Raw genomic sequence first — 13530 nt, forward strand, 5'->3', positions numbered from 1 at the left:
CGAAACCGGTGGAAAAGTATGAAATAAACCGTCAGATAGCAGTCTGAACGGGCATCTGGCCGTTATGGCTTTGCAGTAGAATAAACGAAAAACGGGGGAAGCGACGTTGAAAATCGGAACACCAACAGAAGTGATGGAGGGCGAGGCGCGGGTTGCCATGACGCCCGACTCTGCGCTTCAGCTACAGAAACTGGGTTATGACTGCGCCATCGAAAGCGGCGCAGGCAAGGCGGCAGGTTTCGCGGACGCCGCCTATGAAGAGGCTGGCGTCGAAGTGATTAAATCGGCGGCAGCGCTATACAAGGCCTGCGATATCGTGGCCAAGGTGCGCCCGCCGACGGAAACCGAGGCCAAGCGCCTGCGTGCCGATCAATTGCTGATCTCCTTCTTCTGGCCCGCCCAGAACGAAGCGCAGATGGAGCAATTGGCCAAGAAAGGCACCTCTGTCATCGCGATGGACATGGTGCCGCGCATCAGCCGCGCGCAAAAGATGGATGCGCTGTCGTCGATGGCCAATATCGCGGGCTACCGCGCGGTGATCGAGGCGGGCAACAACTTTGGTCGCTTCTTCACCGGACAGATCACTGCGGCGGGTAAAGTGCCGCCGGCCAAGGTTCTGGTTGTCGGTGCCGGTGTGGCGGGGCTTGCCGCGATCGGCACCTCGACCTCGCTGGGGGCGATCACCTACGCGTTCGACGTGCGCCCCGAAGTGGCCGAGCAGGTCGAATCCATGGGCGCTGAATTCGTCTATCTGGATTTCGAGGAAGAAACCCAGGACGGCGCGGCATCGGGTGGCTATGCAGCCCCCTCCAGCCCGGAATTCCGGGAAGCGCAACTGGCCAAGTTCCGCGAACTGGCGCCCGAGGTGGATATCGTCATCACCACGGCCCTGATCCCCAACCGCGAAGCGCCCGAGCTTTGGACCGAGGATATGGTCAAGGCGATGAAGCGCGGCAGCGTGATTGTCGATCTGGCGGCTGAAAAGGGCGGCAACTGCAAACTGACCGTGATGGACGACAAGATCGTCACCGATAACGGCGTGACGATCATCGGCTACACTGACTTCCCCAGCCGGATGGCCACGCAGGCCAGCTCGCTTTACGCCACCAACATCCGCCACATGATGACCGACCTGACGCCGGAAAAAGACGGGCAGGTCAATCACGACATGGAAGATGACGTGATCCGCGGGGCCACTGTGGCGCATGGCGGTGACGTGACCTTCCCGCCGCCGCCGCCCAAGGTGGCTGCAATCGCGGCGCAACCCAAGAAAGAAGCGCCGAAAGAGCTGACGCCGGAAGAAAAACGCGCGCAGGAAATCGCGGCCTTCAAGCAGCAGACCAAAAACCAAGTCACGCTTTTGGGCGTCGGCGCGCTGCTGGTTCTGGCTGTGGGCCTGATTGCGCCCGCCAGCTTTATGCAGCACTTTATCGTCTTCGTCCTGTCGGTCTTTGTCGGCTTCCAAGTGATCTGGGGCGTCAGCCACAGCTTGCACACGCCGCTGATGGCGGTCACGAACGCGATTTCGTCGATCATCATTCTGGGCGCGCTGATGCAGATCGGGTCAAGCTCGTTCCTGATCACAATATTGGCCGCCCTGTCGGTCTTCATGGCCGCGATCAACATTTTCGGCGGCTTCCTCGTGACACGGCGCATGCTCGCCATGTTCCAGAAATCTTAAGGAGGTAGGCACCAATGGACTACGGATTTACCATTGCGGCCTACGTGGTCGCAGCCGTTCTTTTCATCCTCAGCCTTGGCGGGCTGTCAGGGCAGGAAAGCGCGAAACGCGCCGTCTGGTATGGCATTGTGGGCATGGCAATTGCGATTGTCGCCACGTTGATCGGGCCGGGGCAGGGGCTGTGGCTTTTGTCGCTGGTCCTGATCGCTGGTGGCGGCGCGATTGGCTATCAACTGGCCACGCGGGTGCAAATGACCCAAATGCCCGAGCTTGTGGCGATCATGCACAGCCTTGTGGGGCTTGCGGCGGTTTTCGTGGGCTTCAACGCGCATATCGAACTGGGCCGGGTGGCCGCGCAATTCATCGGTGAAGGCTTTGCCTTTCCCCGCCCCGAAGAGGTAACAGCCGAGGCTGCGGCCTTTGCCAAAACCTTCTCGGGCTTTGCTGCCATCGTGGCCAAGAAAACCGCCGTTGAGGTGGGGATTCTCAAGGTCGAACTGGTGCTGGGCGTCTGGATCGGGGCTGTGACCTTTACCGGCTCGGTGATCGCCTATGGCAAACTGGCGGGCAAGGTCGACTCGGCGGCGAAAAAGCTGCCGGGCGGGCATGTACTGAACGCCAGTGCCGTGGCGCTTTCGGTGATCTTTGCCGCGATGTATCTGGGCGGTGCGGGCACCTGGACGCTGATCTTGTTGACGCTGCTGGCGCTGTTTATCGGCTATCACCTGATCATGGGCATCGGTGGTGCCGACATGCCCGTGGTGGTCTCAATGCTTAACAGCTACTCGGGTTGGGCGGCGGCGGCCATCGGCTTTAGCCTTGGCAATGACCTGCTGATCGTGGTGGGCGCGCTTGTCGGCTCTTCCGGTGCGATCCTGTCTTATATCATGTGCAAGGCGATGAACCGGTCGTTCATCAGCGTGATCTTGGGCGGCTTTGGCGGCGCGACCGGCCCGGCGGCCGAGGTCGAGGGCGAACAGATCGCCATCGACGCCGACGGTGTGGCGCAGGCCCTGAACGAGGCCGACAGCGTGATCATCGTGCCGGGCTACGGTATGGCGGTGGCGCAGGCGCAGCAGTCGGTCAGCGAGTTGACCAACAAACTGCGTGGACAGGGCAAAAATGTGCGTTTCGCCATCCACCCCGTGGCGGGCCGTTTGCCGGGGCACATGAACGTGCTGCTGGCCGAAGCCAAGGTGCCCTATGACATCGTCATGGAGATGGACGAGATCAACGACGACTTCCCCGAAACGGATGTTGTCATCGTCATCGGCTCGAACGACATCGTGAACCCGGCCGCACAGGACGACCCCAACAGCCCCATCGCCGGTATGCCGGTGCTGGAGGTCTGGAAAGCGAAACAGGTCTTCGTGTCCAAGCGCGGGCAGGGAACGGGCTATTCCGGCATCGAAAACCCGCTGTTCTTCAAGGAGAATACGCGCATGTTCTATGGCGACGCCAAGGACAGCATGTCGGCCCTTTTGGGCAAGATCGAGTGATTGGGGTTTGATATGACACGTGAAGAGGGCGCAGTTGCAAGGCTGCGCCCTTTTTCTTTGGTCTGTGGCTGCGGCAGACCGTCGTGATATGAGTATTTTTGGAACAATGAAGGTGTGGGGCGTGCAGTATGCGACTGTGTGCAGCTAAGCATCTGCCTTTTAACAAGAATTCCCTTTCTTGCCGGGGTCGCAAAGGATAGATTGCGGCCAACAAGAGGATCCCGCCCATGCCGCCTATCGAAGACCATCCGCTGCGTTATCGCCTTGCCAATGAGCTGCATGCGCGGCCGTTTCCTACGATGCAAGCCCCGTCAACAGCGGCCTATCTGGCGATCAAGCGGGCCGATGGTGCGGCGGCTCGGGATCGGGCGGCGGATATGGACCACCTGCTGGCGCTGCTGGATCGCCACGGCGCTCCGCATCCACAGCCCGGCGCCACGCATTATTTTGGCCGCATTGGGCGGCATATGCTGAAATGGGAAAGCCATACCGAGTTTGTGACCTACACCGCCTATACCGACGGGCTGAGCGCGCGGCCTTTTGATCCGGCGGATTTCGAGGTGTTCCCCGAGGATTGGTTGAACGATGCGCCGGGCGTGCGGATGACATCCGCCCTGATCCGCATCACCCCGTGGACGGACAAGGCCACGACCTGCGAACAGATCAAGGAATGGTTTGTCGCCGAAAGCGTGGCCGTGGCCCGCGTGCTGGATGATGCTGCCGTGGTGGCCGGTGATTTTCGCATCGACCCGGCCGGCCATTTGCGCTTTGCGGTCACGATTGCGCCGGATACCGGCCAGCGCCGGATTGGCCGGGTGGTGCAGCGCTTGTGCGAGATTGAGACCTACAAGGCGATGTCGATGTTGGGCTTTTCGCGGGCCCGCGACCTAAGCGCGCGCATGGGCGAGTTGGACGCACAGTTGAGCGCGATGATCGGAGACATGACGGGCCAGACGACCCGCGCCGAGGATACGCTGACAAGCCTTTTGTCGATCTCGGCGGAACTGGAAGCCATGGTGGCGCAATCCTCGTTCCGGTTCGGCGCAACTGAGGCTTACAAGAGTATCGTCCAGCAGCGAATCGAGGTGCTGCGCGAACAGCGGTTCGAAGGGCGACAGACTTTCTCGGAATTCATGATGCGCCGTTATGATCCGGCGATGCGCACTGTCCAATCCAGTCAGGAGCGGCTGAACGCCATGGCCGACCGTGCGATGCGGGCGGGCGAATTGTTGCGCACCCGCGTCGATGTGGAACGCAGCGCGCAGAATCAGGCCCTGCTGGAAAGCATGGACCGCCGCGCCGACATGCAGTTGCGCCTGCAACGCACGGTCGAAGGCCTGTCGGTGGTTGCCATCAGCTATTACGCGGTGTCGTTGGTGGGCTATCTGCTGTATCCTATGGCTGCGCCACTAGAGGTGAGCAAGGGCATGCTGACGGCCATGGCCACGCCTCCCGTTGTGGCGGCCGTGTGGTGGATGGTGCATCGTATCCGAAAGCGGATGCACTGACACCCTCTGCGACATCGGCTCTGGCCAATGCAGGTGCGCTGCGCTATCCCGCCCCTCATCAAAGCCCAAGGAAATACTGCCATGTCCGATACGATCCCTTTTGAAAAACCGGGCGAGGTTGAACAAAGCCTGAGTGCGCATATCGCGCCGACCGAAGAGATCATCGCCGAGGCCCGCGTCGGCCGGATGTTCATCCTTGTCGATCACGAAGACCGCGAGAATGAGGGCGATCTGGTGATTGCCGCCGAGTTTGCGACGCCCGAAGTGATCAATTTCATGGCCACCCATGGGCGCGGCCTGATTTGCCTGCCGATGACGGAGGAGCGCATTGGTCAGCTTGGCCTGCCGATGATGGCGGTCAACAACTCGTCGCGCATGGAAACTGCCTTTACCGTCTCGATCGAGGCGCGCGAAGGCGTGACCACCGGCATTTCCGCCGGGGACCGCGCCCACACCGTGGCCGTGGCGATCAACGAACAGAACACCGCCGCGTCGATCGCGACGCCGGGCCATGTGTTCCCGCTGCGCGCGCGCAACGGCGGCGTGCTGGTGCGCGCGGGCCATACCGAGGCGGCCGTCGATATCGCGCGTCTGGCGGGCTGCAAGCCCGCGGGCGTGATCTGCGAGATCATGAAGGATGACGGCACCATGGCGCGTCTGCCCGATCTGGTCGAGTTTGCGCAAACCCATAACCTCAAGATCGGGACGATTTCCGATCTAATCGCCTATCGCCACAAGCACGACAACCTTGTGCGCGAAGTGCGCCGCGACACCGTGCATTCCAGCCATGGTGGCGCATGGGAAATGCGCTTGTTTGCCGATCAGATCACCGGCACCGAACATGTTGTGCTGATCAAGGGCGATATCTTTGACGGGCAGCCCGTTTTGGCGCGGACGCATGCGCTGAACGTGATGGAGGACGTGCTGGGCGTCGGGCTGAGCCCTGCCGAAAGTGGTCCGACCTCGAAAATTCCCAAGGCGATGAATGCCATCGCCCGCGAAGGGCGCGGCGCGGTTTTTTTGTTCCGCCAGCCGCGGCCCAGCATTGCCAAGGAGCTTGAAGATGACGACGCGCCGCGCACCATCAAGCAGACGGGCCTTGGGGCGCAGATCATGTCAACCATGGGGCTTTATGACCTGATCTTGCTGACAGACAGCCCCGACACGCGCTATCTGGGGCTGGATGCCTATGGCATTTCCATCACCGGCACCCGCCCCTTAAGCGAAGGATAAACCCATGGCCGAAAAAGAATACACCCTGTCGCGCCCCGAGTTTGCCGAGCCGGTCAAATTGCTGGTCGTCGTGGCGCCGTTCTACCGTGACATCGCTGACAACCTGATTGCCGGCGCCACCGCCGAGATCGAGGCCGCGGGCGGCACGTTCGAATTGGTCGAGGTGCCCGGCGCACTGGAAATCCCCACGGCCATCACCATCGCGGCCCGAATGTCGAACTTTGACGGGTATGTTGCGCTTGGCTGCGTCATCCGCGGGGAAACCACGCATTATGAAACTGTCTGCAACGACAGCTCGCGCGGGATCACCCTGTTGGGGCTTCAGGGGCTTTGCATCGGCAATGGTATCCTGACCGTCGAAAACCGTAATCAGGCCGAAGTGCGTGCCGATCCGGGGCAGATGAACAAAGGCGCGGGCGCGGCGGCTGCGGCCTTGCATCTGGTCGCGCTCGGCCGTAAGTGGGGCGGCCAGCGCAAAGGCGTGGGCTTTATGCCCGCCGCCGAGGAATACAAGCTGGCAGGCGAGCTTAAGGACAACCCCAAGGCATGATGACCGACGACACACCCGTTTCCGGCAACCAGCGGCGCAAGATGCGCTCGGCGTCACGGCTTTATGCCGTGCAGGCGCTGTTCCAGATGGAGGCGGGGCAGCAGACCGTTGATTCCGTGATCCGCGAATTCGAAGATCACCGCTTTGGCGCGCATTACGACGAAGGCGACATGCAGGAGGGTGATGTCGATCTGTTTGAGTCGCTGATGCGCGACGCGGTCAATTGGCAGGCCAGCATTGACCAGATGACCGACCGCGCACTGGTGGCCAAATGGCCCATTGGCCGGATCGACCCGACGCTGCGCGCGCTGTTCCGGGCCGCAGGCGCAGAAATGACGCAATCCGACACGCCCCCCAAGGTGGTGATCATGGAATTCGTCGATATCGCCAAAAGCTTTTACCCCGAGGGGCGCGAGCCCAAGTTCGTCAATGCCGTGCTGGATCACATGGCGCGTGAGGCCAAGCCCGAGGCGTTCTGATCCCGTTAGGGTTGCGCCACGCAAGGCCGGTCTTTCCGGCCTTTGCATTTGCGTGCTAAACGGGGTCATCCGCGCGGGCGGGGCACCGGGGCAGGCAACAACAGGCAAACAAAACGATGTCCACCATCCTTTTGATCGAGCAGACGCTGAACGGGCTGCAATTCGGCGTCATGCTGTTCCTGATGGCCGCCGGATTGACGCTGATCTTTGGCGTGATGGGGTTGATCAACCTCGCGCATGGCTCGCTTTACATGGTGGGGGCCTTTGCCGCCGCTGGCGTGGCGGCGTGGACGGGCTCGTTTCTGTTGGCTTTGGCGGCCAGCCTGATCGCGGCGGCACTGGCCGGGGTGATCGTGGAAATGCTGGTGATCCGGCGGCTATATGATCGCGATCACCTTGATCAGGTGCTGGCCACCTTCGCGCTGATCCTGATTTTTTCCGAAGGCACGCGATGGGTGTTTGGCTCGTTCCCGCTGTTTCTTGACACGCCAGACTGGTTGTCGGGCACGGTGATGCTGCCCTTTGGCATCGAATATTCGCGCTACCGGCTGGCGATCATTCTGGTCGGTTTGGCGGTGGCGGCTGGATTGTTCTGGATGATTGCGCGCACCCGTATCGGCATTCGCATCCGCGCCGGTGAAAACGACCGCGAGATGATCGGCGCGCTTGGCGTCAATATTTCGCGGCTTTACACGCTTGTCTTTGCGCTGGGCGCGGCGCTGGCGGGGTTTGCAGGGGCGCTGATCGGTGCGATCCAGACGGTGCAGGTTGGTATGGGGGAACCGGTGCTGATCCTTGCCTTCGTGGTGATCGTGATCGGCGGGATCGGTTCGATCAAGGGGGCGTTTATTGGCGCGATCCTTGTGGGGCTGACCGACACACTGGGCCGCTTTCTGCTGCCTGTCCTGTTCGGTCTGGTGATGGAGCCGTCAGCTGCCACCACGGTCGGGGCCTCGCTGGCGTCGATGGCGATATACATCCTGATGGCTGGTGTCTTGCTGTTTCGCCCGCAGGGTCTGTTCGGGGCGCGCGCGACATGAGGCGTGAACCCATCCTGAATGCGGTCCTTATGGTGCTTTTGCTGGCCGTGCCACTATGGGCGCATCTCACGGACGAGCCGTTTACCATCACGCTGGCCACTCGGGCGGTGATTTTCGCCATCGCCGGTGTGGGGCTGAACGTGGCGCTTGGGCTGGGCGGGCTTGTCAGCCTTGGGCATGCCCTGTTTTTCGGTGTGGGCGGCTATGCCATGGGCATTTTGGCCTTTCACGCCCAAACCTACGCGCCGTTGATCGACTGGCCCATGACCATCGAGGGCACAAAATCCATGCCGGTGATCTGGCTGGTGGCGGTTGTTGCCTCGGCCATCGCGGCGCTTGGGATCGGGGCGCTGTCGCTGCGCACGACGGGCGTGTATTTCATCATGATCACGCTGGCCTTTGCGCAAATGTTCTATTTCTTCGCAATCTCATGGCCCGCCTATGGCGGCGAAGACGGCATGTCGATCTATGTGCGAAACGGCTTTCCGGGGCTGAACACCATGGACCCGATCCAGTTTTTCGGTCTGTGCTATGGGTTATTGCTGTTGGTGCTGTTCATCGTCTGGCGCATTGCCCGGTCGCCCTTTGGGTTGATGCTGGGCGCGGCGCGGCAATCGCAGGCGCGCGCGCAAGCATTGGGGCAAGTGCCGTATCGTCTGTATCTGACCGCCTTTGTGATCTCGGGCGCGATCACCGGGCTGGCGGGGGCGCTGTTTGCTGATCTCAACCGCTTTGTCAGCCCAACGATGTTTTCGTGGCAAACCTCGGGGGAAATCATGGTGTTCGTGATCCTTGGCGGGGTGGGGCGCGTGTTCGGCCCCGTTGCCGGCGCGGCCCTGTTCATCGTGCTGGAACACAGCCTTGGGGGCCTTAGCGAGTTTTGGCACATCTATCTTGGCGCAATCCTTCTGGGTGTGGTGCTGTTTGCGCGTGGTGGGCTGTATGGCCTTCTGGCCGGGCGGGAGCGTGCGCATGACTGACCCGATTCTTGATATTCGCGGGGTCTGCAAAGCCTTTGGCGCGCTTCAGGCCAGTCAGGATATCGACCTGACAGTGCGGCCGGGTGAGATTCACGCGCTGATCGGTCCCAACGGCGCGGGGAAATCCACCTTGATCCAGCAGATCGCGGGCGGGCTGCGCCCCGATGCAGGGCGTGTCCTTTTTGACGGATGCGATGTGACCAGCCTCAGCACCGCCGCGCGGGCGCGGCTTGGGATGGGGCGCACGTTTCAGATATCGTCACTGGCGATGGACTACACCGTGCTTCAAAACGCGGTGCTTGGCGCGCTTGGCGCGCGCGGCGATGTGTTTCGCTTTTTCCGCCCCGTCATGCGCGACGCAGATTTGCTGGCACAGGCGCGCGTGGCGCTGACAACCGTGGGCTTGGACGAGTTTGAGGCGCTGCGCACCTCCGAGCTGTCGCACGGCCAACGCCGCCAGCTTGAAGTCGCCGTTGCCCTGACCTTGTCGCCCCGCGTGTTCCTAATGGATGAACCCATGGCCGGGCTTGGTGCCGAGGGGTCGCGCCGGTTGATGGATTTGCTGGACGGTCTGCGCGCAGAGGCGCCCATTTTGCTGATCGAACACGATATGGATGCGGTGTTTGCCTTGGCCGACCGGATCAGCGTGCTGGTCTATGGCCAGATCATCGCCACCGGCACGGTCGATGAAATCCGCGCCAACCGCGACGTGCGCACCGCCTATCTGGGCGAGGAGGAGGACGCATGAGCTTTCTGACCCTGTCGCGCATATCGGCCTTTTACGGCCCCAGCCAAGCGCTGTTTGACGTGAACCTGTCGCTGGACGAAGGGCAGGTGCTGGCGCTGATGGGGCGAAACGGCATGGGCAAATCGACCACGGTCAAGGTGATCTGTCGCTTGTTGTCGCACAAGGGCGGCACTGTGGTGTTCGACGGGCGCGATCTGGCGCGCGTGCCCGCGCATCGCGCGGCGCGGGCAGGGATCGGCCTTGTGCCCGAGGGGCGGCGCTGTTTCACCAACCTGACGGTGCAGGAAAACCTGATCGCAGCGGCCCGGCCCGGCCCTTGGGATATGGCCGCCGTGGGTCGTCTTTTTCCGCGGCTTATTGATCGGGCGGGTCAGGGGGCGGCGTCGCTTTCGGGGGGCGAGCAACAGATGCTGGCCATTGGCCGCGCCCTGATGACCAACCCGCGGCTTTTGATCCTTGACGAGGCGACCGAGGGGCTGGCCCCCGTGGTGCGTCAGGAAATCTGGGCTGCCATCCGGCTGCTCAAGGCGGACACCGGGATGGCGCTGATCGTGATCGACAAGTCGATTCGCGAACTGTCGAACGTGGCCGACAGCGCCGTGATCCTTGAAAAAGGCCGCAGCGTTTGGCAAGGCGCGTTCGGTGCTCTGACCCCGGATGTGACCGACCGGTATCTGGGCGTCTAGCATAAGGCCTAGACGGGTTGTCTGAGCGTCGAAATGTTGCCCAGCCGGGATCGGCGGGTGACAGCCGGTCGCGCCCCTGATCGGGTCACTGGGCTTGAGCCTGTTCTCAAACATGCTACGTTTGGACGTGAACAAGGGGAGTCTTAGACATGCCAAAACTCATCCGCCTTTACATCACTCACGTTGCCATCGGCTTTGGTATCGCGGCGGCCTTTGTGGGCATGTTGCTGTATTTTAATGTTGCCACCCTGTGGCATCTGGTCAGCACATCCGACAAGGGCCTATTGGCGGTGGTGATCCTGTGGATTTCCAACGGCGTCATTTTTGCCGGGGTGCAGTTCGGTATCGCCGTGATGCGCCTGAAAGACGATGACGACGAGGGTCCGCGCGGTGGGCTGCGCCAGCATGTAATGCGCCCCGAACACGCGACGATTCCTGTCCCGGCGGACGAAGAGCGCAAAAGCCTGTTCGGAAAGCGCTAAGCGCGAGGTCCAAACATGACGAATAGATCGGGTCGTGCCAACCGCACGGCCCGTTTCAGTTTGCGTTAATGACAGTGCTAGATGGAAAGGTGTGACGGGCCCGCACGCGGCCGTTTGGTTCTCTCATTCCCGAGGACCTGTATATACAGGTGGGTGTCGGAATTAACCAGACCAGGGCCTGGCCAGAGCCAACTCCCTCGGAATTGCTTAAGGCCACCGGAATGCAACCGATCACGAGAAGGGCAGCACCCGCCACAGACCCTAGGTAGGGCTTATCGTGGCACCGGACAAGGGGTTGCATGCGTTCTGCTTTTGTTCATATTGGGTGCATGACTATGCCGACCGATCCTACTTTGCAACCCGGACAGCTTTTGGCGCGTGGGGTCTGCCGGCATTTACTGGGCCATGACTTTGTTTGTATTGAAGAATTCAGCCCCGAACGCGGCAAGCGTGTTGATGTCATGGCGCTTGGCCCAAAAGGCCAGCTCTGGGTGATCGAATGCAAATCTTCGCGCGCCGATTTTACATCCGATGCGAAATGGCAAGGCTATCTGGAATGGGCGGATCGATTTTTCTGGGCGGTCGATGCGGATTTCCCGACCGATCTGTTGCCTGACGAGACCGGGCTGATCATCGCCGATGCGTATGACGCCGAAATTCTGCGAAGGGGGCCGGAAACCCGGCTGGCAGGCGCGCGCCGCAACGCTGTGATCCGCCGATTTGCCCGCCATGCGGCCTTGCGTTTGCAGGGGCTGCGCGATCCGGGCGGGTTTAGCCCTTAGCCTGTGCCGCTTTGACAGCGGCCATGATCTCGCTGGCGATGTCTTCGGCTTCCTCGGGTGAGAAATCCATCGGAATCTCAAGGCCATCCGCCTCGATGAACAGGCGCACCATGCCCTGATCGGTCGGTCCGATCTGAAGGTTCGCCTCGATGTCGCGTTCGGTGTTGATGCCCATAACGGCCTCCTGTTCAAGCGCTTTGGGGATACTCTGGCCTGCCGCGAAAGGCAAGCTGTGCGCCAGACCGCCGTGTCGCGGCCCCCGCCCGCCGTGACTTGTGAAAATTCAACCATCAACAGGCTTGCAATCGCCCGCGCGGAAAGTTAAATCGCGCTGCAGTGCCGCCTTAGCTCAGTTGGTTAGAGCGCTGGATTGTGGATCCAGAGGTCCCCTGTTCAAGCCAGGGAGGCGGTACCATCACTTTTCGATTGTAATGGTCTGCCGCAGCGCGCCGCTGTCGCGGTCGTAGATCAATATCCGGTCATCGTCAGTGACAACCGCATACCAGCCGTTGCCTTGGGTAAAGGCTGCTGCGCTTGCCCCGTCAGGCAGGGTGATCGTGCCGGGCAACTCCGGGCCTGTGTTGCTGAAGCGGGTGACAAACAGAAAGATGATCACTAGAAGGCCAGCAATCATCGTGCCCGTCAGGATCGTGACCAATAGGCGCAGATAACGTATCATCGCCGGGTCGATCTCCGGCTGAGGCTCGGGGCTGTTTTCCATGGGGTCTACCCTTGTTTCTTTTCGGATCGCTGCCGATCCGCCACCGCGCCTTGATAAGGCTTTGGCCCGCGATGTGCCAGAGGCGGCCGCACTGTCACGCACCCGGCTTGCCCGGCTGATTTCCGAGGGCGCGGTGCAGGTCAACGGTGCCGCCATGGCCGACCCCAAGGCGCGTGTGACTGAGGGCGACCAGATCGACATCACCGTGCCGCAAGCCCAAGACAGCCATATCGCCCCCGAAGATATCACGCTGAACGTTGTGTTCGAGGATGACGACCTGATCGTCATCAATAAACCCCCCGGCATGGTCGTGCACCCCGCCCCCGGCAGCCCCGGCGGCACCTTGGTTAATGCGCTGCTGCATCACTGCGGTGATAGTTTGTCGGGTGTGGGCGGGGCCAAGCGCCCCGGCATCGTGCATCGCATCGACAAGGACACATCGGGCCTGCTGGTGGTGGCCAAATCTGATCGTGCGCATCATGGCTTGGCGGTGCAGTTCGAAAAACACAGCGTCGAACGCTATTATCGGGCGGCGGTTTATGGTGTGCCGAATGCCGCTGACCCGCGCCTGCGCGGTGTGCGCGGCGTCAGCTTTGAGGCAGGCAATATCATGAAAATCACCACCGGGCTGGCGCGCCATCGCACCGACCGGCAGAAACAGGCCGTGACCTTCGAGGGCGGACGCCATGCCGTGACCCGGGCGCGCGTGGTGCAAAGTTTTGGCAAGCCGCCTGCCGCGTCGCTGGTGGAATGCTGGCTGGAAACCGGGCGCACCCATCAGATCAGGGTGCATATGGCCCATGCGGGCCATGGCCTGATCGGTGATCCGGTCTATGGCGGGCGACGCAAACTGCCTCTGCGGGCTTTGCCGCAGACGGCGCTGGATGCTGTTGGCCGGTTTTCACGACAAGCATTGCATGCCGCTGTTTTGGGATTTGAACACCCGGTTTCCGGCGAAAACCTTAGGTTTGAGGCCCCTTTGCCCGATGATATGGCAAATTTGCTAAGCTATCTGGGCGACGGCGCTGCGCGCACGGATGCGTGAAGACCTGTCACATTTATCCTAAATTAACCCAAGTCCCGTCATTTTCCGTTAACATCCATAAGGCATGACCCTTGAAAACAGGTCGTTAGACGCCCA

15 protein-coding genes and 1 tRNA gene are annotated in these 13530 nt (G+C 61.4%); 14 read left to right on the plus strand and 2 right to left on the minus strand.

From position 1 onward, the window contains the following. Positions 1 to 106: 106 nt before the first annotated feature. The 12 genes from HAT86_RS06540 (at position 107) to HAT86_RS06595 (ending at position 11668) form a co-directional block, all read left to right on the plus strand. Positions 107 to 1681, plus strand: a complete 1575-nt coding sequence (locus tag HAT86_RS06540) for a Re/Si-specific NAD(P)(+) transhydrogenase subunit alpha (protein ID WP_167194694.1) — start codon at positions 107 to 109, stop codon at positions 1679 to 1681. 14 nt (positions 1682 to 1695) lie between these two features. Next, positions 1696 to 3180, plus strand: a complete 1485-nt coding sequence (locus HAT86_RS06545) for an NAD(P)(+) transhydrogenase (Re/Si-specific) subunit beta (protein ID WP_167194696.1) — start codon at positions 1696 to 1698, stop codon at positions 3178 to 3180. A 227-nt stretch (positions 3181 to 3407) separates the two neighbouring features. Continuing rightward, positions 3408 to 4688 (plus strand): DUF3422 family protein, encoded by a 1281-nt coding sequence (locus tag HAT86_RS06550; protein WP_167194699.1) that lies wholly within the window; start codon positions 3408 to 3410, stop codon positions 4686 to 4688. 81 nt (positions 4689 to 4769) lie between these two features. After that, a complete protein-coding gene (gene ribB, locus HAT86_RS06555) occupies positions 4770 to 5921 on the plus strand; it encodes a 3,4-dihydroxy-2-butanone-4-phosphate synthase (RefSeq protein WP_167194702.1) in 1152 nt (383 codons plus the stop codon). Between the two features lie 4 nt (positions 5922 to 5925). Continuing rightward, positions 5926 to 6471: a 6,7-dimethyl-8-ribityllumazine synthase gene (locus HAT86_RS06560; protein WP_167194706.1), complete on the plus strand. Its 546-nt coding sequence runs from the start codon at positions 5926 to 5928 to the stop codon at positions 6469 to 6471. Further along, entirely contained in the window at positions 6468 to 6950 is a 483-nt protein-coding gene (gene nusB, locus HAT86_RS06565) for a transcription antitermination factor NusB (protein WP_231125841.1), read from the plus strand. The genes HAT86_RS06560 and nusB overlap by 4 nt, the downstream gene beginning before the upstream one ends. Before the next feature lie 116 nt (positions 6951 to 7066). Next, positions 7067 to 7990, plus strand: a complete 924-nt coding sequence (locus tag HAT86_RS06570; RefSeq protein WP_167194709.1) for a branched-chain amino acid ABC transporter permease — start codon at positions 7067 to 7069, stop codon at positions 7988 to 7990. Beyond that, positions 7987 to 8970 (plus strand): branched-chain amino acid ABC transporter permease, encoded by a 984-nt coding sequence (locus HAT86_RS06575; protein WP_167194712.1) that lies wholly within the window; start codon positions 7987 to 7989, stop codon positions 8968 to 8970. The genes HAT86_RS06570 and HAT86_RS06575 overlap by 4 nt, the downstream gene beginning before the upstream one ends. Next, the gene (locus HAT86_RS06580) at positions 8963 to 9718 is read left to right on the plus strand and encodes an ABC transporter ATP-binding protein (RefSeq protein ID WP_167194715.1); all 756 of its coding nucleotides are present in this window, start codon (positions 8963 to 8965) and stop codon (positions 9716 to 9718) included. Before HAT86_RS06575 ends, HAT86_RS06580 begins: the two co-directional genes overlap by 8 nt. Then, a complete protein-coding gene (locus HAT86_RS06585; protein WP_167194718.1) occupies positions 9715 to 10404 on the plus strand; it encodes an ABC transporter ATP-binding protein in 690 nt (229 codons plus the stop codon). The genes HAT86_RS06580 and HAT86_RS06585 overlap by 4 nt, the downstream gene beginning before the upstream one ends. A 149-nt stretch (positions 10405 to 10553) precedes the next feature. Further along, positions 10554 to 10886 carry a hypothetical protein gene (locus HAT86_RS06590; protein WP_167194721.1) on the plus strand — a complete coding sequence of 111 codons (333 nt, stop codon included), beginning with the start codon at positions 10554 to 10556 and terminating at the stop codon, positions 10884 to 10886. A 329-nt stretch (positions 10887 to 11215) separates the two neighbouring features. Then, on the plus strand, positions 11216 to 11668 hold the full coding sequence (locus HAT86_RS06595; protein WP_167194724.1) for an MmcB family DNA repair protein: 453 nt from the start codon (positions 11216 to 11218) through the stop codon (positions 11666 to 11668). Here the strand turns inward: HAT86_RS06595 and HAT86_RS06600 are convergent. Continuing rightward, the gene (locus HAT86_RS06600; RefSeq protein ID WP_167194727.1) at positions 11658 to 11843 is read right to left on the minus strand and encodes a DUF6324 family protein; all 186 of its coding nucleotides are present in this window, start codon (positions 11841 to 11843) and stop codon (positions 11658 to 11660) included. The genes HAT86_RS06595 and HAT86_RS06600 overlap by 11 nt on opposite strands. Before the next feature lie 163 nt (positions 11844 to 12006). Between HAT86_RS06600 and HAT86_RS06605 the strand changes: the two genes are divergently transcribed. After that, positions 12007 to 12083: transfer RNA gene (locus tag HAT86_RS06605), tRNA-His, on the plus strand. On the opposite strand, the gene HAT86_RS06610 is transcribed toward HAT86_RS06605, so the two are convergent. Continuing rightward, a complete protein-coding gene (locus tag HAT86_RS06610; RefSeq protein WP_167194730.1) occupies positions 12084 to 12389 on the minus strand; it encodes a DUF6476 family protein in 306 nt (101 codons plus the stop codon). Here HAT86_RS06610 and HAT86_RS06615 point away from each other — a divergent pair. Further along, on the plus strand, positions 12388 to 13434 hold the full coding sequence (locus tag HAT86_RS06615; RefSeq protein WP_167194733.1) for an RluA family pseudouridine synthase: 1047 nt from the start codon (positions 12388 to 12390) through the stop codon (positions 13432 to 13434). The two genes, HAT86_RS06610 and HAT86_RS06615, sit on opposite strands and share 2 nt — an antisense overlap. Positions 13435 to 13530: the final 96 nt, after the last annotated feature.

The organism is Roseovarius gahaiensis, assembly GCF_011601345.1.
Classification (GTDB): Bacteria; Pseudomonadota; Alphaproteobacteria; order Rhodobacterales; family Rhodobacteraceae; genus Roseovarius; species Roseovarius gahaiensis.